Source organism: Pseudomonas sp. FSL W5-0299 (genome assembly GCF_005930655.1).
In the GTDB taxonomy this organism is placed as follows: Bacteria; Pseudomonadota; Gammaproteobacteria; order Pseudomonadales; family Pseudomonadaceae; genus Aquipseudomonas; species Aquipseudomonas mandelii.
In genome coordinates this window covers 17407-37938 of the sequence record NZ_RXHX01000021.1, presented here as the reverse complement: position 1 = coordinate 37938, position 20532 = coordinate 17407, and the positions used below count along the sequence as shown (strand labels likewise).

The following is a 20532-nucleotide window of genomic DNA, read 5'->3' as shown; positions in this document are numbered from 1 at the left end:
TCAATGGCGCCGGGCCTTTCATGAGGGCAAGGAGGGTTACTGAACGGCTTCGATGCGCTTGATCAGGTCGGCATAAGGTGCGCCGTATTTTTCGCGGATCGAGGCGGTTGCCTCATAGAAAGGTTTCTTGTCGACGGTGATGAACTTGACCCCGGCGGCCTTGAGTTTTTCTTCACTGCTGGCCGTCTTCGCATCCCACAAGATGCGTTCTTGCGCCTGTGCGGCTTTGGCGGCTTTCTTCACCAGCGTCTGCTGCTCGGGGGTGAGTTTTTCCCAGGTGATTTTCGACATCACGATAGGCTCGGGCAGGATCAGGTGGCCGGTCAGGCTGTAGAACTTGGCGTTTTGATAGTGGTTGTGCTCAAGCAGCGTTGGCGGGTTGTTTTCTGCGCCATCGATCACACCGGTCTGCAAGGCACTGAAGATTTCGCCAGTGTCCATCGCGATACCGTTACCGCCCATGGCGTTGATGGTTTCGATGAACATGGGATTGCCCATTACGCGGATCTTCATGCCTTTGAGATCTTCGGGGTTGTTGACCGGTTTTTTGGTGTAGATGTTGCGAGTACCGCCATCCATCCACGCCAGGGCAACCAGGCCAAACTCGGAATCGGTGATTTTGGCCAGGATCTCGTCGCCGACTTCACCGTCAATGACCTTGCGCATGTGCGCCTGGTCGCGGAACACGAACGGCATGTTGAACACATTCACGTCCGGCACCACCGGCCCGACGATACCGAGGCTGACCCGCGCCATCTGAATGGCGCCGACCTGGGCTTGTTCAACCACTTCTTTTTCCGAGCCGAGCACACCGCCGGCGAACATCTTGAAGGTCAGGGCGCCGTTGCTGTCGGCCACCAGAGTTTTACCCAGTTGCTCCTCGGCCACCACGGTCGGATAACCAGTGGGGTGGATGTCGGCGAACTTGATTTCCAGCGCCTGAGCGGCACTGCTGAGGGTGAAGGCCAAAGGGAGTGCAGCGGCGAGCAAGGTGCGTTTGAAGTCCATGGGGGTGTCTCCAGTTTGTTATTTTTTTTGTATTCAAGGCGCAAGGGTGTAGCAGAAGCGGTTAAAGCAGATCGTTGAACAGCGGTTCCGGTAAGCCTTTGACGCCGGGATTGAGCGCAAACACGCCGCCGGCCAGTGAGTGCGGGTCATCGTCGTCACCGGGGCGGATCGAGGTCACGAACAGCGTGTCCAGTCGACTGCCACCGAAGGCGCACATGGTGGGTTTTTTCACGGGCACGGCGAGGGAACGGTCCAGTCGACCGTCCGGGGTGAAGCGGTGAATCAGCCCGGCGTCGTTGGCGCAGATCCAGTAGCCGCCTTCAGCATCAACGGCGGCGCCGTCGGGGCGTCCGGGGAATTGATTCATGTCGACGAACAACCGCCGATTGGATGGCGTGCCGCTGTCGATGTCGTAATCGAAGGCCCAGATCTGCTGGACCAGGGGATGGGAATCAGACAGGTACATCGTCCGGCCGTCCGGGCTGAAGCCCAGGCCGTTGGGCACAATGAACCCACCGAGTTGCGCTTCGAGCGGTCCGCGTTGCCCGGCGCTGTAGCGATACAACGTACCATCGGCGGCGTTGGCGCCCATGTTCAGCACCATGCTGCCGGCCCAGAAACGGCCCTGACGATCACAGCGACCGTCGTTCAGGCGCATGTCGACGCGGGCGTGATCGACGTGGGCCAGCAGTTCGCTGTCGAGGCTGCCGTCGTTGTGCGGCTGCAAATGGAAGAAGCCGCTTTCCATCCCGGCCACCCAACCGCCATCGCGGTGACGGGCGATGCAGGCGAGCATTTGTGGGGTTTTCCAGGCATTGACATGACCGCTGTCGGCGCTCCAGCGCTGCAATCCACCGGCAGGAATATCCACCCAGTACAGGGCGTTTTCCTCGGGGACCCAGACCGGGCTTTCTCCTACCGCGTTACGGGCATCAACAATCAATTCGGCTTGCATGGCAACTCATTCCCTTGGATTTTTGTTGTGGGGATCAAGTGAAGTCAGCGGCTTCAGTCACCGAACGGGCCGGACGCCACAAACGCGCCACCCTGGTAAACCATGCCCGGGTCGTCCGCCGCAGGCATCGGCTGCGCTTCGACTTTTTCGCGGAACACTTCAGAGCTGTCCTGCGGTGCATAGCCCAAGGCGGTCGCGAAACGGTTGTCCCACCAGACGTTCTTGTTGTCGGACATGCCGTACACCACGGTGTGCCCGACGTTCGGCGCGTACAGCGCGCGTTCGAGCAAGTGGGTCAGGTCGCCGAAACTCAGCCAGGTGCTCATCATTCGGCGGTTCTGCGGTTCCGGGAACGAGGAGCCGATGCGGATGCTGACGGTCTCGATGCCGTAGCGATCGAAATAGAAACTGGCCATGTCTTCGCCGTAGGACTTGGACAAGCCGTAATAGCTGTCCGGGCGGCGAGGGCAGTGGGCGTCGATGATTTCGCCTTGCTTGTAGAAGCCGATGACGTGGTTGGAACTGGCGAAAATCACCCGTTTCACGCCATGGCGGCGTGCGGCTTCGTAGATGTGGAAGACGCCACAGATGTTGGCACCGAGGATCTCTTCAAACGAGTGCTCCGTCGAGACGCCGCCAAAGTGCAGGATCGCGTCCACCCCTTCGACCAGTTGGTGGACGGCCTGCTTGTCCGCCAGGTCGCATTTAACGACTTCTTCGCGGTCATCGGTGGCGGGGGACATGTCGGCGATGTCCGACAGGCGAATGACGTTGGCATAAGGGCGCAGGCTTTCGCGAAGCACTTTACCGAGGCCACCGGCGGCACCGGTCAGCAACAGGCGATTGAAAGGGGCTGTGGAAGTGGTGGTCATGGGAGTCCCTTGGGGCGCTATTATTGTTGTAGGTTGTCGTATGACTTTGTTGAAGTATCGTAAGGCTTTCCGAGTCTTGTCAACGCGACTTTGGTTGAAAATGACGGAGGGTCATTTCACACATCCCTGTGATAAGAGGATCTTCTGACCACAGGATTGATGTGAGCCTGCAAGGGATGTCTGCCTTACAGCAACGAAATCGGGTAGCTGATGAAAATGCGGTTTTCATCGAATTCGTTGGTGCTGAAGCTCTTGCGGATGGTCGCGTTGCGCCATTTGACGTTGAGGTTCTTCAGCGGGCCGCTTTGCACGGTGTAGGCCAGTTCCGACTCGCGGCCCCACTCCTTGCCATCGGTGATCGTCCCGGTGTGCACGTTATCGCCGCTGATGTAGCGGTTCATCATCGTCAGGCCAGGGACGCCGAGGGCGACGAAGTTATAGTCGTGACGCAACTGCCAGGATTTTTCCTTGGCGTTGTCGTAGCTGGAGTTGTAGCTGTCGTTGGCCAGGGTGCCGCCGCTGGTGCCGTTGACCCGCATCCAGACATCGTCGCCGCTGAGTTTTTGCAGGCCGACGTAGAAGGTGTTGCCGCCATATTTGGCCGAGAGCATGGCGAATGCGGTTTTGTTGTCGAGGTCGCCAGCGAAAGCGCTGCCGTCTTCCTTGCCGATGAAGTAACCGAGGTTGGCGCCCAGGGTCCAGTCGCCGATGGGCTGGCTGTGGCTCAGGTTGAAATATTGCTGCTGGTAAATGTCGCTGAGTTCCGAGTACCAGACGCCGACCTGGGTGCGCTTGTCGTTGAACGCGTATTCGCCGCCGCCGAAGTTGAAGCGGTCCGAGGTGAATGCGGCCTTGGTGTTCATGGACATGTCTTCCATGCTCGCATCGTTGCGCGGGCTGTTCTGGCGGAACTGGCCGCCGTAGAGCGTCAGGCCGCTGATCTCGGTGGACGTCACCTGGCCGCCACGGAAGGTTTGCGGCAGCGAGCGGCCGTCGTCGGAGCGCAGGATCGGCAGCACCGGCATCCATTCCCCGACCTTCACTTCGGTTTTGGAGATTTTGCCTTTGAGGGCCACGCCCATGCGGCCGAAATTGTCGGCCGGGCGGCCGTCGTCGTGGATCGGCAGCAGCTGGGTGCCGCCTGTGCCTTTGCCGCCGTCGAGTTTTTGCGAGTACAAGCCCAGCACATCCACACCGAAACCGACCGGGCCCGGGGTGAATCCGGACCTGGCGTCGAGGATGAAGTTTTGCGTCCATTCCTCAGCCTTGCCCTGGGGATAGGCCGGGTTGGTGTAATTGCGATTGATGTAGGCGTTACGCAGGTTCAACGTGGCTTTGGCGTCATCAACGAAACCTTCTGCATAGCTGGTCATCGGCAAGGCGAAGGCCAGGCCGCTGCAACCGATCAGGCTCAGGGTGGTGCGGCATACAAAGGTCGGGCGAGGGGTGCTGGCGAAGGAATTGCGGACGAGTTTGCTCACAGTGACGCTCCCTTGTTTCTTGTTGTTTTTATTTTTTGTCATACGTCGTCGTACAACATTGGGGCGATTATTTGCGGGGCGTTCAGGGATTGTCAATCAGAAGTTATACGATGACTTGCGCCGGTGTGCTCGAATCCCTGTGGGATCCGGTTCGGCTCACGATTATCGGGGGCAAGGAGCCGAGGAAGCACCGCCGCTGCCTCGGAGGCCGGTCGAAAGGAGCGCCAGTTTACCTGCGAGTGAAGTTTCGTTTTTCCCTTGTCGCCGCGAGGTAGAGCGGATGCTAGTCTTGGCCAACGCTGTTGTCAGGGAGCCCTCATGGGCAATCACAAGATCGAGATTCGTCGCAGTAACGTCGAGAAGATTTTGCTGGGGGCCGAAAAGGTCTTCGCCGAAAAAGGCTTCGGCGGCACCGCCATGGCCGACATTGCCGCCGAAGTGCAACTGCCGCGCTCCAACCTGCATTACTACTTCAGCACCAAAAGCGAGCTGTACAGCGCCGTGCTGTTGGGTTTGCTGGAAGTGTGGAAGCAGGACGCGCTGTGCTTCGAGATGTTCGACGATCCGCGCGTGGTGCTCAGCAGCTACATCCGCGCCAAGATGAACCACTCGCGCAGCCGGCCTTATGGGTCAAAAGTCTGGGCCAATGAAATCATCCACGGCGCCCCCACCCTGGGCGTGGCGCTGGACGCGAGCCTGTACGACTGGGCCAAGATGAAAGAAGCGAAAATCCGCCAGTGGGTGGACGACAAACGCATCCTGCCGGTGGAGCCTTCAAGCCTGCTGTACATGATCTGGGCGTCGACCCAGCATTACGCGGACTTTGATCATCAGGTGAATATCCTCAACGACCATCAGCCACTGTCGGACATGCAGTTCGAACGGGCGGTGCAGACGGTGACGAGTGTGATTTTGCGGGGGATCGGGTTGGAGCCTTGAGGTTTGCGGTGCAGCTGACAGCCTCTTCGCGGGCAAGCCTCGCGCCTACAGGGCCAGCGTCGATTAATTAATCGTGGATCGACACAAAACCTGTAGGAGCGAGGCTTGCCCGCGAAGACGCAGGCGAAGGCTCAGGCGACGCAGATCTCAAACGGCAACATGGTAGGGATTTCGTGGGTCATGATTCCAATCCAGAAACGGCTTGCCGTTCTCCATCGGCACCATCTCGATGCAATCCTCCACCGGGCAGGTGATCTGGCACAGGTTGCAGCCGACGCACTCATCATCAATCACTTCATACTTATGCGTTCCGTCCGCTTGCTTCAAACTGGCCACCGCCTGGTGCGAGGTATCTTCGCAAGCAATGTGGCAGCGTCCGCAGCCAATGCACGCGTCCTGATCAATCTTCGCAATCACTTGATAGTTGATGTCCAGGTACTTCCAGTCCGTGGTATTGCCCACTGCGCGACCGGAAAACTCCGGGATGCTGGCGTAACCCTGACTGTCCATCCAGCGTGACAGACCGTCCTTCATCTCCTCGACAATCCGGAAGCCATGCAGCATCGCCGCGGTGCACACCTGGACCGAGCCGCTGCCCAGGGCGATGAATTCCGCGGCATCACGCCAGCTGCCAATGCCGCCAATGCCGGAGATCGGCAAACCCTGAGTCTGCGGATCACGAGCGATTTCGGCGACCATGTTCAGCGCAATCGGCTTCACTGCCGAACCGCAATAACCACCGTGGGTGCTTTGGCTGCCCACGGCGGGATTGGCGACCATGCGCTCCAGATTGACGCTGGTGATCGAGTTGATGGTGTTGATCAGCGACACCGCATCGGCCCCGCCGCGATGGGCCGCACGGGCGGCGACGCGAATGTCGGTGATGTTCGGCGTGAGCTTGACGATCACCGGCAGCGAGCAATAGGTCTTGCACCAACGGGTGACCTGCTCGACGTACTCCGGCACCTGGCCGACCGCCGCGCCCATGCCGCGTTCCGGCATGCCGTGGGGACAACCGAAGTTCAATTCGATGCCGTCGGCGCCGGTGGCTTCCACCAGCGGCAGGATGAACTTCCACGACTCTTCGACGCAGGGCACCATCAGCGACACGATCAGCGCGCGGTCCGGCCAGTCCTTTTTGACCTGGGTGATTTCCCGCAGGTTGATCTCCAGCGAGCGGTCGGTGATCAGCTCGATATTGTTGAAGCCCACCACTTCACGGTTGGCACCGAAGAGCGCGGAGTAACGCGATGACACGTTCACCGCTGCCGGGTCTTCACCCAGGGTTTTCCAGACCACGCCGCCCCAGCCAGCCTCAAAGGCACGAACAACGTTGTAGGCCTTGTCGGTCGGCGGCGCGGAGGCCAGCCAGAACGGATTCGGCGATTTGATGCCGGCGAAGACAATCGAAAGATCGGCCATTTACGCAGCCTCCACGTTGAGCATCAGTTGAGCGTTGATGGCCTCGGCCGCCCGTTTGCCATGCTGCACGGCTTGCACGGTGAGGTCCTGATCGAGGCTGGTGCAGTCGCCACCGGCATACACGCCGGGAATGCTGGTACGCAGCTGTTCATCGACCTGGATTCGATCACCCTGGCGTTTGAGTTCGCGTGCCAGCGGATCGGCGAGGGCGCTGGCGTCGAAGGCCTGGCCGATGGCTTTGAAGATCGCGTCGGCGGCCAGCTCGAAGGTTTCGCCGGTGGTTTGCAGACGACCGTCCACCAGGTGCGTGCGGGCGAAGCGCATGCCGCGCACGTTGCCTTGGTCATCGAGCAGCACTTCTTCGGGTTGCGCCCACGTCAATAAGCGCACCTGATTGGCCTTGGCGATGTCCTGCTCGTGACCGGTGGCGCCCATTTCCTCGACACCACGGCGGTACACCAGATTCACGTCGTGAGCGCCGAGGCGGGCCATTTGCACGGCCATGTCGATGGCCGTATTGCCGGCGCCGAGGACGATGCAATGATCGGCCAGCGGCAGTTGGCTCAGGTCATCGGCCTGACGCAGTTCGCGGATGTAATCGGTGGCAGCGAGCAGGCCGGGTGCGTCTTCATGAGGCAAACCGAGTTGCTTGCTGGCGGCCAGGCCGAGGCCAAGGAACACCGCGTCGAATTGCTGATGCAGTTCGCTGAGGGTCAGGTTTTCGCCGAGTTTCTGGCCGTGACGGATTTCGATGCCGCCAATCTGCAGCAGGAACTCAAGCTCCTTCTGCGCATAGTCATCCACCAGTTTGTACTTGGCGATCCCGTATTCGTTGAGGCCGCCAGCCTTTTCCCGTGCTTCGAAAATCACCACGTCGTGGCCATGCATCGCACTGCGGTGAGCGCAGGACAACCCGGCCGGGCCGGCACCGACCACAGCGATGCGTTTGCCGGTGGTGGCGGCGCGCTGGAAGGGGTGTTCGCTGAAGTGCGCGTTGTCGACGGCGTAACGTTGCAACAGGCCGATCAATACCGGTGCGCACTCGTGGTCGTTGTTGCGCACGCAGGCTTGCTGGCAGAGGATTTCCGTCGGGCACACCCGTGCGCAGCTGCCGCCGAGGATGTTCGCGGAGAGGATTTTCTGCGCGGCGCCCTGGACGTTGTCCTGATGGATGTTGCGGATGAATGACGGGATATCGATCTCGCTCGGGCAGGCATTCACGCACGGCGCGTCATAGCAATACAGGCAGCGCGAAGCTTCCAGATGCGCCTGACGGTCGTTGAGTGGCGGTGCCAGGTCGGTGAAATGGCCGGCGAGGGCGGCCGCATTCTCATAGGGATGCGGGAGGTGGTTCAGGGACTTGATCACGGTGTTGGCCTCACGGTTATTGAGGTACTGCCTCTGATGGGCATTGGTTTTGTGTTGTCGCGGCCGGCCTCTTTGCGGGCTAGCCTCGCTCCTGTTTTTTGGATTGCGTGCCACTGTAGGAGCGAGGCTTGCCCGCGAAGGCCGAAGGTCTCGATTTTCAGCGTTTCACGGCAGTCGGCTTATTCTGCTCAGCCCGCTTGCTCAGCAAGTCAAACACCGCCGGATACGCCGGCCGTTCGACATACCGCCCGGCACCACGCTCAGCGCGCAGATCACCATCGGCCCACACCACTCGGCCCTGGCTCACGGTATGGCTCGGCACACCGCGCACGGTCTTGCCTTCGAAGATGTTGAAGTCGACCTGCTGGTGGTGAGTCTTCGCCGAAATGGTCCGCGTGCCCTCCGGATCCCACAGCACCAGGTCCGCATCAGCGCCCACGCGGATCGCACCTTTACGCGGGTAGAGGTTGAAGATCTTCGCGGTGTTGGTGGAGGTCAGCGCCACGAAGTGCTGCATCGACAAACGGCCGGTGTTGACCCCCTCATCCCAGAGCACAGCCATGCGGTCTTCGATACCGGCAGTGCCATTGGGGATTTTGCTGAAGTCATCTCGCCCGGCGGCTTTTTGTTCGGCACAGAAGCAGCAGTGGTCGGTGGCGGTGGTGTGCAGGTTGCCTGATTGCAAACCGTGCCAAAGCGCTTCCTGGTGGCCGCGAGGACGGAAGGGCGGGCTCATCACGTAACCGGCGGCGGTCTGCCAGTCCGGGTGTTGGTAGACGCTGTCGTCCAGCAGCAGATGCCCGGCCAACACTTCGCCGTAGACCTGCTGGCCCTTGCTGCGGGCGTAGGTGATTTCGTCCAGCGCTTCCTTGGTCGAGACATGCACCAGGTACAGCGGCGTGCCCAGGGTTTCAGCAATGCGGATTGCCCTGCTCGCGGCTTCGCCTTCCACTTGAGAAGGTCGCGACAGTGGATGCGCTTCGGGACCGGTGATGCCCTGGGCCATCAACTTGCGTTGCAGGTGATAGACCAGCTCACCGTTTTCCGCGTGCACGGTCGGAACCGCGCCCAACTCCAGGCAGCGCTCGAAACTCGCTACCAGGGTGTCGTCAGCGGCCATGATCGCGTTCTTGTACGCCATGAAATGCTTGAAGCTGTTGACCCCATGCTGGCTGACCAGCTCCGCCATTTCCTCGCGCACCTGTTCGCTCCACCAGGTAATGGCGACATGGAAACCGTAATCCGACGCCGACTTCTCGGCCCAGCCGCGCCACTGATGAAACGCCTCCATCAAGGATTGCTGTGGGTTGGGAATCACGAAGTCGATAATCGACGTGGTGCCACCGGCAAGGCCTGCCGCAGTGCCACTGAAAAAGTCTTCACTGGCCACGGTGCCCATGAAGGGCAGTTGCATGTGCGTGTGCGGGTCGATGCCGCCGGGCATCAGGTATTGGCCGCTGCCGTCGAGCACTTCGGCGCCGGCCGGAACATCAAGATTGTCGCCGATGGCTTTTATCACGCCGTCGGCGCAATAGACGTCGGCGCGATAACTTTCATCATGGGTAATAACGGTGGCGCCACGGATCAACAGAGACATTCCGAGTTCCTCGCAGGCAATGACCGACTTATGTCGGTTCTAAATGTTTTATATGAAGCCGGCGCAAACAGGTGTATTCCTGTCAGCGCTGTCAGGAATAGAAACTAGTCTGAGTTTATGGAATGAGCAAGAATATTTTTTATAAGCTTATTGCTGTTTTAACATATTGATAAATAACGATTAAATTGTGAAATCACCAAAATGGTGTGGTCCTGAACCATTTTGACGCACTTGACAGGTTCTCAAAATGAACGAGATTTCTTATGTGAAATCAGCTGCTTGAGGATGGTCTATGGTTGATGCGCAACTTTGAAAAAAAAGACCCATGCACCAGATTGAGCCCTGACGGTTCGGACAACTTGCCCGGCATTCGGCCTGAGTGAACAGGCAAGTAACCGAGGGACTATTTGGACGGTATATAAAAACTGATAAACATCAGTTGGTTGCGAAGTTTTTGTGGAACTGCCCGATGCGCAAACGGGGTGCCCGGCACGCTTATTGATGCCAACAGCCCCTGATGAGCAAAAAATAATTCAAAGAACAGTGGAGCGGCCATGCAACAGATCAGATCGCAAGTGACCGAGCGCGACGGCTTGTTTGAGCTCGAAGCCGGCAGCGACGTCCTCGACAGTCCCCGTTACAACCACGACATGGCGCCGACCAAGGTGCGTGAACGAACCTGGAACAAATGGCACATTACCGCCCTGTGGGTTGGCATGGCGATTTGCGTGCCGACCTACACCCTCGGCGGCGTACTCACTGCTTATTTCGGTCTGAGTGTCGGCGAAGCACTGCTGGCGATTCTGTTCGCCAATATCATCGTATTGATCCCGCTGACCCTGAACGCCTTCCCCGGTACCAAGTACGGCATTCCGTTTCCGGTGCTGCTGCGTTCGTCCTTCGGCATCCTCGGCTCCAACGTTCCTTGCCTGATTCGGGCGCTGGTGGCGTGCGGCTGGTTCGGCATTCAGACAATGTTTGGCGGACTGGCCATTCACCTGTTTCTCGGCTCGGTGTTCGATGGCTGGAAAGCCCTCGGCGGCACCGGCGAGGTGATTGGCTTCATGGTGTTCTGGGCCTTGAACCTGTGGGTGGTGATTCGCGGTGCGGACTCGATCAAATGGCTGGAAACCCTCTCCGCACCGCTGTTGGTGCTGGTGGGCGCAGGCCTGCTGGTGTGGGCCATGCCGAACGTGTCGATGACCGAACTGATGGCGATCCCGCCCAAGCGCCCGGAAGGGGCCAGCGTGGTCAGTTACTTTGCCGCCGGGCTGACCGCGATGGTCGGGTTCTGGGCCACGTTGTCCCTGAACATTCCGGACTTCAGTCGTTATGCGAAAAGCCAGAAGGACCAGATCATCGGGCAAATCATCGGACTGCCCCTGACCATGTTCCTGTTCGCCTCGCTGGGCGTGGTAATGACGGCGGCCTCGGTCAAACTGGTGGGCGTCAGCGTCTCCGATCCGGTCACCCTGATCGGTCACATTCAGAGCCCGGTCTGGGTCGCGGTAGCCATGGCGCTGATCATCATTGCCACGTTGTCCACCAACACGGCGGCCAACATCGTGTCGCCGACCAACGATTTCCAGAACGTCGCGCCCAAGCTCATCAACCGCACGAAGGCGGTGATCCTCACTGGCCTGGTCGGCCTGGCGCTGATGGCCCATGAGCTGTTGAAGAAGCTTGGATTGATCGTTTCGGATCTGAGCCTGGAGACGGTTTACTCCAATTGGTTGCTGGGCTATTCGAGCCTGTTGGGGCCGATCGCCGGGATCATGGTGGTGGACTATTTCCTGATCAAGAAACAGCAACTGGACCTGGCCGGTCTGTATCGCGATGACGTGTACCCGGCGTGGAACTGGTTCGGGTTTATCGCCTTTGGCGTGCCGGTGGCGTTGACGCTGCTGTCCCTGGGCAGCGATGCGTTCAGCTGGTTCTACAGTTATGGCTGGTTTACCGGCTCGGCGCTGGGGGGGCTGATTTATTACGGGTTGTGCTCGATGCGGCCTAGCGCGTCAATCGCGAAATCTGCGGTGTGAGCACTGGCCTCTTCGTGGGCAAGCCTCGCTCCTACAGGTTCGCGTATTCCTTGCAGGAGCGAAGTTGCTAGCGAAGACGGCCTCAAAAACACCAAACAAATATTCATAAGAACTGCCTGAGGAGATCACCATGAACGCTGCTGTAGACGTTCTGCAGTCCACCCATCAGCACATCAACCGCGACCGCTTGTGGCAGTCGCTCATGGACCTGGCCAAACTCGGCGCCACGGTCAAGGGTGGCGTCTGTCGCCTCGCCCTGACCGACCTCGACCGTCAGGCCCGGGACATTTTCGTCAACTGGTGCGAGGAGGCCGGATGCACCGTCAGCGTCGACGCCGTCGGCAACATCTTCGCCCGCCGCCCCGGCCGCAACCCGAACCTGCCCCCGGTGATGACCGGCAGCCACATCGACACCCAACCCACGGGCGGCAAGTTCGATGGCTGCTTCGGTGTGCTGGCTGGCGTCGAGGTGCTGCGCACCCTCAACGACCTCGGCGTGGAAACCGAAGCGCCGCTGGAAGTGGTGGTCTGGACCAACGAAGAAGGCTCGCGCTTCGCCCCGTGCATGATGGGCTCCGGCGTGTTTGCGGAAAAATTCACCCTCGAAGAAACCCTGGCCAAGGTCGATGCCGATGGCGTCACCGTTGGCGAAGCGTTGAATGCCATTGGTTACGCCGGCCCACGCACGGTCAGCGGCCATGCCGTCGGTGCCTATTTCGAGGCGCACATCGAGCAAGGCCCGATCCTCGAAGACGAACACAAAACCATCGGCATTGTCATGGGCGCCCTCGGCCAGAAATGGTTCGACCTGAAACTGCGCGGCGTCGAAGCCCACGCCGGCCCGACGCCAATGCACCTGCGCAAGGACGCCTTGGTCGGCGCTGCCGTGATTGTCGGCGCAGTGAACCGCGCCGCTCTCGGCCATCAACCTCACGCCTGCGGCACCGTCGGATGCCTGCAAGCCTATCCCGGCTCACGCAATGTCATCCCCGGCGAAGTGCGCATGACCCTGGATTTCCGTCATCTGGAACCGGCGCGCCTGGACTCGATGATCGCCGAAGTCCGTGAAGTCATCGAAACCACCTGCGAGGAGCACGGCCTGACCTTCGAACTGACACCCACCGCCGACTTCCCGCCGCTCTACTTCGACAAGGGTTGCGTCGAAGCAGTACGCGGGGCTGCGCAGGGTCTGGGGCTGTCGCACATGGACATCGTCAGCGGAGCAGGGCACGACGCGATCTTCCTCGCTGAACTCGGCCCGGCCGGGATGATCTTCGTGCCGTGCGAAGGCGGCATCAGCCACAACGAAATCGAAAATGCCGCGCCGGATGATCTGGCGGCAGGGTGTGCGGTGTTGTTGCGGGCGATGCTGGCCGCGTCGGCGGCGATTGCCAGCGGCCAGCTGGCGGCCTGAAGCGCGAACATGATCGTAGACTTTGGCAGCGCCTGCGCCGCTGGAGCCTACGATCTACTGTGATTCGGTTACACGTCTGCCCGGATACGAGAAACCCCGGGTAGATCGGATCTACCCGGGGTTTCCTGTTTCAAACGGCCCAAAGCCGTTAATCAATAGCGCTGATACTTCGAACCAAACTCAGGGCGGTTTTCCGCGACGTAGAGTTTGCTGGCCTGACTGTCTTTGTGATCAACGCCGACAGTGTTCACGTTCAATGTTGCCGGTTGGCTGACTTTGGCTGCCGCAACGACTTGCGAGGTGGCATGTGGGGCGGCGATGGCGGATGTAGCGCCAAGAACCGACAGGGCGAAACCAAGACCAATGATGCTTTTCATGATGTTGCTCCAGTAGAGTGGGGAGAAGATGTGGCCACTGTAGTGCTGGAGCGTCCCGATGAGAAAACACCCTTGCGCATAGTTGATATCGAGCGCGTTGATCCACTGTCAGCGGGGGGGTGCTGGGCCAACGCTGCCTGAGTCGTTCGAGACGTCCGTCGCGTCTCATTTCATCCAGCGCCTGTTGCCAGCGCGCCATCACCACCACGCCGCCTGGGGCCGGCTCGCTTCCACATTTGATCTCTGGCGGTTTGCAGAGTTTGATCAGTAACGCTGATATTTGGAGCCGAACTCAGGGCGATTCTCCGCGACGACAACCCCCCCTTGTACGGCATTCTTCGGGCTGATCGACGCGACACGTTCGCGCAGTTCTTGCAGGCGATCCGCGCCACCTTCAGCCACACGCTCACGAAGCTCTTGCAGGCGATCAGCGCCGCCTTCGGCAACGCGGTTCTCGATCAGGCGATCGGAGCCACCTTCAGCAACACGGTTGTTTTGCAGGTTTTCAGAGCCATATTCTGCGACGCGATTCTGTTGCAACCGGTCCGAGCCACCTTCCACCAACAGTTGCTGGATCTGGCTGTGGGACGCAGCGCTGACGGTATTGGCCGACGCCAGGTTCGACAGGCCGAGGCCGCCAACCAATGCCAGACCGAGTACCAGGGACGAGACTTTCGAGAAGTTGAACATGGGTGATTCTCCGTGCGCTTGAATGTGTGTGGGTCGGTAGCTGCTGCTATCCGGTGAACACAGTTAAACGCCCGGGTGTATCGGTGATGTGTGCTTGAACGCGCTGAAATCGGCTTATACGTATCCGTTCGGGGTTCTTATACAGACGGATACAAAACCCTTGCCCCAAGCTGCGACAAGGGTTGTGCCGCGAGGGTGAGCTCGGCGCACAGGCCGCCGCCTTCGCATGGCGTTGAACGCCTTGGCGGCATGGGCGACTTCGGTCGGGCCTTTTTCGTCCAGATGCACCGCGTGGGTGTTCGGATCCAGGGTGTCCACTGCCTGGGCGAGGCGGGTGAGGGGGCGGATGGCGACCCTGACCGCCAGCCAGGTGCAGATCAATAAGAGGGTCAGTTGCACCAGCAGCACCAGCAGCACCATCGGCAGCCACGAGGACAACGGCATCACCGATGGCCGGACGTCGATGGTCAGCGGGCTGCCGTCGGCGAGTTTCAGGTGTGCCTGGAAGTGCTGTTGCGCACCTTGGATGCGAGTAAACGCCAAGGCATATTGCGCACCGACAGCGTCCGTGGCCAATGCAGGTAGCGTTTCATGATTCGGCGCCGAGCAATTCCACGGGATAGGAGAACACGTAGCCTTCGCTGCGCACGGTTTTGATGTAGGTCGACTCCCGGGAGTCATCCATCAGCCGTTGGCGCAGACGGCTCACCAGCAAGTCGATGGAGCGGTCGAACAGGTCGGCGTCGCGGCCCTGGGTGAGGTTGAGCAACTGGTCGCGACTGAGCACGCGCTGCGGGTGATCGAGGAATACCCGGAGCAAGCGGTACTCGGCGCCACTGAGTGCAACCATCGTGTCGTCTTCGTCCAGCAAGTGGCGGGCGGTGGTGTCCAGGCGCCAGCGGCCGAAGCCCAGCAACCGGCCGCTTTCGGTGATGAGCAGGTTGGGCGGCAGCATCCGGGTGCGGCGCAGTACGGCGTTGATCCGCGCCAGCAGTTCGCGGGCGGAGAACGGTTTGGTCAGGTAATCGTCCGCGCCCATTTCCAGGCCGAGGATGCGGTCGGTTTCGTCGTTGCGGGCGGTGAGCATCAGGATCGGCGTGGCCTTGTGTTTGCCTGAGCGCAGCTCGCGGCACAGCAGCAGGCCGTCATCGCCGGGCATCATGATGTCGAGCACGATCAGGTCTACGGTGTTGGTTTCAAGAAAGCTGCGCATCTGCCGGCCATCGGCAACCACGGTGGTGCGCAGGCCGTTCTTTTTCAGGTAATTACCGACCAGTTCACGGATCTCGCGATCGTCATCGACGATCAGGATGTGGTTCACGTGTTCCATTGCTCAAACCTCTTGTTATTCGCACGTCGCGCATTCTAGGGAGCCACGCCGCACCTGCCTGCCGGCCTTTGTATCTCACTGTATCTGGAGATGACTTTGATACAGGGGCATACAAGTCGGTTTTTTTCAGGGGCGGGTGTATTGAACTGTATCGGCTGCCCTGTGTGACACCTTACGCCTTAGTAGTCCCGGTTTTACGACACATGGAAGATACCTCCGGCCGTTTAAATGGGGATATCAAGAAGGTGATTTCCACTGTAGAAGACGGCGGGGAAAATTGCGGGATTGTGAATGCGCGGATGACGTATCTGGATTTGAGCGGTACGCAGAAGGTATGGGATTACAGCAAGTTTGCGGCGTGTGGCAATCAGGGCGGCTGATCTTGGCGGCCTTCGGGCCGAACAGATTCCCCGGATTTACCCGTTCAACCTGTAGGAGCGAGCCTGCTCGCGATAGCGGTCGTACAGGCAACAGCACAGTTGGATGTACCGGCCTCATCGCGAGCAACCTTGCTCTCACAAGGCCGACTCGCGATGTTACAGCTCACATAAGCTTTGTTATGCAACCACCTGATAGCACGGAACATAAGCCGCGCCACCCGGCAGTTTCATCCGGTGCTGCGCAACGAAGGCCTTGAGCAATTGATCAAGCGGATGCATGACCGCCGCATCGCCACGGATCTGGTAAGGGCCGTGTTCTTCGATCAGGCGGATGCCCTTGTCCTTGACGTTGCCGGCGACGATGCCGGAGAACGCGCGGCGCAGGTTTGCCGCCAGTTCGTGGGGTGGCAGGTCGCGGCTGAGTTTGAGGTTGGCCATGTTTTCGTGGGTCGGGTCGAACGGGCGCTGGAAGCCTTCGTCGATTTTCAGCAGCCAGTTGAAATGGAACGCGTCATTGCGCTCGCGGCGGAACTGTTTGACCGCTTTGAGGCCTTGGGTCATCTGGCGCGCGACTTCGGCCGGGTCGTCGATGATGATTTCGTAGTGTTGTTTCGCGGCGTCACCCAGCGTTGCGCCGACAAACGCGTCGAGTTGCTCCAGATACGGCGCCGCATGTTTCGGCCCGGTGAGCACCACGGGGAAGGGCAGGCCTGCGTTGTCCGGGTGCATGAGGATGCCGAGCAGGTACAGGAACTCTTCGGCTGTGCCGGCGCCGCCCGGGAAAATGATGATGCCATGGCCCACGCGCACGAAGGCTTCCAGGCGTTTCTCGATGTCCGGCAGGATCACCAGTTCGTTGACGATCGGGTTCGGCGCTTCGGCGGCGATGATGCCGGGCTCGGTCAAACCGAGGTAGCGGCCACCGTGGATGCGTTGCTTGGCGTGGGCAATGGTCGCGCCTTTCATCGGGCCTTTCATCACGCCGGGGCCGCAACCGGTGCAGATGTCGAGGCTGCGCAGGCCCAGTTCATGGCCGACTTTCTTGGTGTATTTGTATTCTTCGGTGTTGATCGAGTGGCCACCCCAGCACACCACGATCTTCGGCTCGACACCGGGGCGCAGGGTGCGGGCGTTGCGCAGCAGGTGGAAGACGTAGTCGCTGATGCCCTGGGAGGTGCTCAGGTCGATGCGCTGGGCGTCGAGCTCGTTTTCGGTGTAGACGATGTCACGCAGGGCGCTGAACAGCATTTCCCGGGTGCTGGCGATCATTTCGCCGTCGACGAAGGCGTCAGCGGGGGCATTCAGCAGTTCCAGGCGGACGCCGCGGTCCTGCTGGTGGATGCGGATTTCGAAATCTTTGTAGGCTTCAAGGATGGTCTTGGCGTTATCAACATGGGCGCCGGTATTGAGGATGGCCAGGGCGCACTGGCGGAATAAGGTGTAGGTGCTGCCGGATCCGGCTTCGCTCAGTTGCTGTACTTCACGTTGAGAAAGGGTTTCCAGGCTGCCTTTAGGGCTGACGGAGGCGTTGATTACTTGTCGTTGGGTCATTCAATGATCCTTAAAACGATGCCGTTCAAACAGGCAAATGGCATCCGAATAGTGTGTATCCAAGAAAGAAGATGGCACGAACTGCGCTGTATCGCCATGTTCCCCGTTTGACGATGAAAAGATGAAGAGGCGCCCAGCATAGCTAAATCCTGCACAGGGGCGATAATGCCCCGCAGTCTTTTCGCTCACCGAGCCTTTTACCATTGATGCAAGGAACCCCGTCACGATGTTCGAAATCCAGCCGATGAACGCCGAACTCTTTCGAAAGCAGACGCGGCGCAGCACGGTCATTATTGCGCTGATATTTCTGGCGCTGGCGATGGTGCTGTCCACTGCGGCGGTGGCGTTGTTTGGCGAGCCGGGGGGCGACAATCTGCGATTTAACGTCGGCGGCGTGTTTGTCGCGGTGCTGCTGATGGTGGCGCTGATGCGTGGCATGTTCTGGTCTCAGGCCTGGATGGCGCCGGCGGTGTACGGCTGGCAGCTCAAGCGCAGCCTGATGAGCATCACCAATGTGATGCATCAAGTGACGGCGGCGGTGGAGGCGGGTGATCCGACGGCCATGAAACTGCTGCGTTTCTACCATCTGGGCTTGAGCCAGATGCACGAACTGGACGGCAACTCCAGCGACCATGGGCAATTGAGCCGGGAAGTGGAGCAACACAAGGCGCGGATGGAAGCGCTGGGCCTCGATACCGAACAGACACAACTGAACCCGGCCTGGCTTGAAGCAGTGAAGCAGACACCGACGTAAATCCCGTGGGGTCGCATCCTCACCCCACACAAACCCGTCACAACGCGAGCAAATCGCCTATCTTGTTTCTGGTGGAGCATAGCGGTCCGAGTGTCAGGCACGACTGGATGGCGCTAAAAGGGCGAACGGGAAAAGTCGCCATGTCATAACGAGTCAGGGAGCGTCATGGGGCATCCGTCCATCAACGACCGAATTGAACACAGCCGGCCCGTCGCGCCTTGGGGGGCCGAGCAAATCGAGTCCCGGCGCAGGGTCCGCTACGCGGTTGTCCTGCTCGTGGCGGTGTGCCTGTCCTTGACGGCCATTGTGATCTGGGAAGCCTGGAACTCGCGCCAGTACCATTTGCATGACAAAGAAGTGGCAATGTCCAACCTTGCCCAGACCCTGACGTCGCAAGCGCAGTCGTCAATCAAACAGGCCGATACGCTGCTGTTTGCCTTGGTGGACCGCGTCGAAAACGAGGGCGTGGCCTCAGCGCAGCTGCCCAGATTCAGACGTTTGCTCGCCGCCCAACGCAGTGAGCTGACCCAGCTCCATGGTCTGTTCGTATTTGACGAAAAAGGGGGGTGGATCGCCAATTCCAACGGTGCGGATATACCCGGTGCGAACAATTCCGACCGTGAATACTTCATCTACCATCGTGATCATACTGACCGGGGACCTCATATCGGACCGTCGATCAAGAGTCGATCGACCCGCGAATGGATCATGACCGTGTCACGCAGGATCAATCATCCAGATGGCAGTTTCGCCGGTGTGGCGCTGGCAACGATCTACCTCGACCATTTTCTCGCGCTGTACGACAGCATCGACATGGGCCAAAACGGCGTGATCAACCTGATCGCCGACGATGGCAGCATCGTCGTTCGCCGGCCATTCAACGAAGCCGACGTCGGCACCAGCGTCGCCAAGGGGCCGCTGTTCATGCAGCTGTTGCCCAAGGGCAATTCCGGCACGGCCACCGTCAAGTCATATGTTGATGGTGTGGAGCGAGTGGTGGGGTTTCGGCGGGTTGATGGTTATCCGCTGATCGTCTTTGCCGGCCTGGACAAGCGAGACGTCCTGGCCGGCTGGCGCGAGGAGTCCATCCTCAGCGCTGGCATCGTGCTGTTGCTTTTGGTGTTTCTGGGAGGGCTCGGCTATCGCCTCATTCGCTTCATGAAGCAGCAGAATCATTTTCAGAGCGTGCTGCTTGATGCCCGGGAAAAGCTCATCGAGGTCAACCGCAGCCTTGAACTGCTGGCGCTCGAAGACGCACTCACCGGGCTCTCCAACCGGCGTCAGTTCGATCTGTTCATCCTCGCGGAAATGGGCCGGGCCCGGCGCACGGTGACCCACCTCGCCATGCTGATGATCGATGTCGATCACTTCAAGAGCTTCAATGATCGTTATGGGCACGTGGCGGGTGATGACTGTCTGCGCAAAATCAGCGCGATTATCAAGGACAACATCAAACGCCCCGGCGATCTGGCCGCCCGCTATGGCGGCGAGGAGTTCACGGTGGTGCTGCCCGGCACCGACTATGTGGGGGCGTTTCTGGTCGCCGAAAAAATTCGTCGCGGGGTGCAGCAGGCCGGCATCGTACACAGCGAATGCCCTGAGGGTATGGTGACGGTCAGCGTGGGGGTTTGCGCCTACAACCCGGCCTCGCAGGATCAGCCCGACGACCTGGTCACCGCTGCGGACAAAGCGTTGTACGTGGCCAAGGCCAGTGGGCGGAACATGAGCGTCATCGCCAACTGACTTCAAACGAAGCGGTCACTGCCCTGGACCGCAGGACACGGTAGAAGGCGCTTTGCCCAGGCCCGCGACAGGCTGCCGGTTTCGCGGATGGCTTGAAGCAACGTCAGGTCTTCAATCGACAGCATTTTCGATTCTCGGCGGGTATTTCAGGCTGCCCGGCGTAACTTCCACAACCTGATCAGCCGAAGATAGACCATGACGTTGATCACCAGCACCACGCTGCCCAGCGCCAGTTGAATCGCCGGTGTCAGCCCTGCGGGGTAAATGACCGGCCACACGTAGTGTTCGATGAAGCCACCGCCGTAACCGGTTTGCCCAGCGGCTTGGCGCATGACGTTTTCCCATTGAGTCAGGGGACACATCAGGTGGAAGACTTCCACACTCACGCCCCACACAACAGCGGGCAGGTGCCACCAGATCAGCGGTCGCCATTTGAGCACCAGCAGCCCGCCGAATAGCACGAACAGAATGAACAGCAAATGAAACAGCACCAGCCCATCGGCGGCGATCCGGTAAAGCATGTCGACTCCCTGACGCGTTAGGCGAATGGCTCCATGGTACTCGGGTTCTGTTCCTTGCTGCTGCCCAGAGCCATTCGGCAAGTGCTGCCCG

At 59.8% G+C, this 20532-nt stretch carries 18 protein-coding genes and 2 pseudogenes; 6 read left to right on the top strand and 14 right to left on the bottom strand.

Features of this window, described 5'->3' with window-relative positions:
- Nucleotides 1-36: 36 nt before the first annotated feature.
- The 4 genes from FHL16_RS22170 to FHL16_RS22155 form a co-directional block, all read right to left on the bottom strand.
- Nucleotides 37-1008 carry a TRAP transporter substrate-binding protein gene (locus FHL16_RS22170; protein WP_010455104.1) on the bottom strand — a complete coding sequence of 324 codons (972 nt, stop codon included), beginning with the start codon at nucleotides 1006-1008 and terminating at the stop codon, nucleotides 37-39.
- Nucleotides 1009-1069: 61 nt separating this feature from the next.
- The gene (locus FHL16_RS22165; protein WP_077749283.1) at nucleotides 1070-1963 is read right to left on the bottom strand and encodes an SMP-30/gluconolactonase/LRE family protein; all 894 of its coding nucleotides are present in this window, start codon (nucleotides 1961-1963) and stop codon (nucleotides 1070-1072) included.
- A 53-nt stretch (nucleotides 1964-2016) separates the two neighbouring features.
- Nucleotides 2017-2835, bottom strand: coding sequence for an NAD-dependent epimerase/dehydratase family protein (locus FHL16_RS22160; protein WP_010455099.1), 819 nt, complete (start codon nucleotides 2833-2835; stop codon nucleotides 2017-2019).
- A gap of 185 nt (nucleotides 2836-3020) precedes the next feature.
- The gene (locus FHL16_RS22155) at nucleotides 3021-4316 is read right to left on the bottom strand and encodes an OprD family porin (RefSeq protein WP_010455098.1); all 1296 of its coding nucleotides are present in this window, start codon (nucleotides 4314-4316) and stop codon (nucleotides 3021-3023) included.
- A 318-nt stretch (nucleotides 4317-4634) separates the two neighbouring features.
- On the opposite strand from FHL16_RS22155, the gene FHL16_RS22150 reads away from it, so the two are divergent.
- Nucleotides 4635-5255 (top strand): TetR/AcrR family transcriptional regulator, encoded by a 621-nt coding sequence (locus tag FHL16_RS22150; protein WP_010455096.1) that lies wholly within the window; start codon nucleotides 4635-4637, stop codon nucleotides 5253-5255.
- A 147-nt stretch (nucleotides 5256-5402) separates the two neighbouring features.
- On the opposite strand, the gene preA is transcribed toward FHL16_RS22150, so the two are convergent.
- From preA to hydA, 3 genes are all read right to left on the bottom strand, one after another.
- Nucleotides 5403-6677 carry an NAD-dependent dihydropyrimidine dehydrogenase subunit PreA gene (preA, locus tag FHL16_RS22145; RefSeq protein ID WP_010455094.1) on the bottom strand — a complete coding sequence of 425 codons (1275 nt, stop codon included), beginning with the start codon at nucleotides 6675-6677 and terminating at the stop codon, nucleotides 5403-5405.
- Nucleotides 6678-8045, bottom strand: coding sequence for an NAD(P)-dependent oxidoreductase (locus tag FHL16_RS22140; protein WP_077749282.1), 1368 nt, complete (start codon nucleotides 8043-8045; stop codon nucleotides 6678-6680).
- Between the two features lie 157 nt (nucleotides 8046-8202).
- Nucleotides 8203-9642, bottom strand: a complete 1440-nt coding sequence (gene hydA, locus FHL16_RS22135) for a dihydropyrimidinase (protein WP_010455090.1) — start codon at nucleotides 9640-9642, stop codon at nucleotides 8203-8205.
- 554 nt (nucleotides 9643-10196) lie between these two features.
- On the opposite strand from hydA, the gene FHL16_RS22130 reads away from it, so the two are divergent.
- Entirely contained in the window at nucleotides 10197-11681 is a 1485-nt protein-coding gene (locus tag FHL16_RS22130; RefSeq protein WP_077749281.1) for an NCS1 family nucleobase:cation symporter-1, read from the top strand.
- Nucleotides 11682-11811: 130 nt separating this feature from the next.
- Nucleotides 11812-13095 (top strand): Zn-dependent hydrolase, encoded by a 1284-nt coding sequence (locus tag FHL16_RS22125; RefSeq protein WP_077749280.1) that lies wholly within the window; start codon nucleotides 11812-11814, stop codon nucleotides 13093-13095.
- A 152-nt stretch (nucleotides 13096-13247) separates the two neighbouring features.
- On the opposite strand, the gene FHL16_RS22120 is transcribed toward FHL16_RS22125, so the two are convergent.
- The 4 genes and pseudogenes from FHL16_RS22120 to FHL16_RS22100 all read right to left on the bottom strand — a co-directional run bounded on the left by FHL16_RS22120 (nucleotide 13248) and on the right by FHL16_RS22100 (nucleotide 15492).
- A complete protein-coding gene (locus tag FHL16_RS22120) occupies nucleotides 13248-13472 on the bottom strand; it encodes a hypothetical protein (protein ID WP_010455083.1) in 225 nt (74 codons plus the stop codon).
- Nucleotides 13473-13736: 264 nt separating this feature from the next.
- The gene (locus FHL16_RS22110) at nucleotides 13737-14162 is read right to left on the bottom strand and encodes a hypothetical protein (protein ID WP_077749279.1); all 426 of its coding nucleotides are present in this window, start codon (nucleotides 14160-14162) and stop codon (nucleotides 13737-13739) included.
- 216 nt (nucleotides 14163-14378) lie between these two features.
- Nucleotides 14379-14729 (bottom strand): annotated as a pseudogene (locus tag FHL16_RS34525) (HAMP domain-containing protein); the annotation flags it as partial.
- Nucleotides 14730-14751: 22 nt separating this feature from the next.
- A complete protein-coding gene (locus FHL16_RS22100) occupies nucleotides 14752-15492 on the bottom strand; it encodes a response regulator (protein ID WP_077749277.1) in 741 nt (246 codons plus the stop codon).
- 203 nt (nucleotides 15493-15695) lie between these two features.
- Between FHL16_RS22100 and FHL16_RS22095 the strand changes: the two genes are divergently transcribed.
- Nucleotides 15696-15872 carry a DUF2790 domain-containing protein gene (locus FHL16_RS22095; RefSeq protein ID WP_077749276.1) on the top strand — a complete coding sequence of 59 codons (177 nt, stop codon included), beginning with the start codon at nucleotides 15696-15698 and terminating at the stop codon, nucleotides 15870-15872.
- Between the two features lie 177 nt (nucleotides 15873-16049).
- Here the strand turns inward: FHL16_RS22095 and ppnN are convergent, their stop codons facing one another.
- Nucleotides 16050-17423 (bottom strand): nucleotide 5'-monophosphate nucleosidase PpnN, encoded by a 1374-nt coding sequence (gene ppnN, locus FHL16_RS22090; RefSeq protein ID WP_010455076.1) that lies wholly within the window; start codon nucleotides 17421-17423, stop codon nucleotides 16050-16052.
- 226 nt (nucleotides 17424-17649) lie between these two features.
- Between ppnN and FHL16_RS22085 the strand changes: the two genes are divergently transcribed.
- Together FHL16_RS22085 and FHL16_RS22080 are read left to right on the top strand one after the other, a co-directional pair.
- Nucleotides 17650-18177 (top strand): DUF3087 domain-containing protein, encoded by a 528-nt coding sequence (locus FHL16_RS22085; RefSeq protein WP_077749275.1) that lies wholly within the window; start codon nucleotides 17650-17652, stop codon nucleotides 18175-18177.
- Between the two features lie 165 nt (nucleotides 18178-18342).
- Entirely contained in the window at nucleotides 18343-19920 is a 1578-nt protein-coding gene (locus FHL16_RS22080) for a sensor domain-containing diguanylate cyclase (protein ID WP_077749274.1), read from the top strand.
- Between the two features lie 33 nt (nucleotides 19921-19953).
- Here the strand turns inward: FHL16_RS22080 and FHL16_RS34820 are convergent.
- Nucleotides 19954-20045 (bottom strand): annotated as a pseudogene (locus FHL16_RS34820) (LysR family transcriptional regulator); the annotation flags it as partial.
- 21 nt (nucleotides 20046-20066) lie between these two features.
- Entirely contained in the window at nucleotides 20067-20441 is a 375-nt protein-coding gene (locus FHL16_RS22070) for a DUF2784 domain-containing protein (protein ID WP_077749273.1), read from the bottom strand.
- Between the last annotated feature and the right edge of the window lie 91 nt (nucleotides 20442-20532).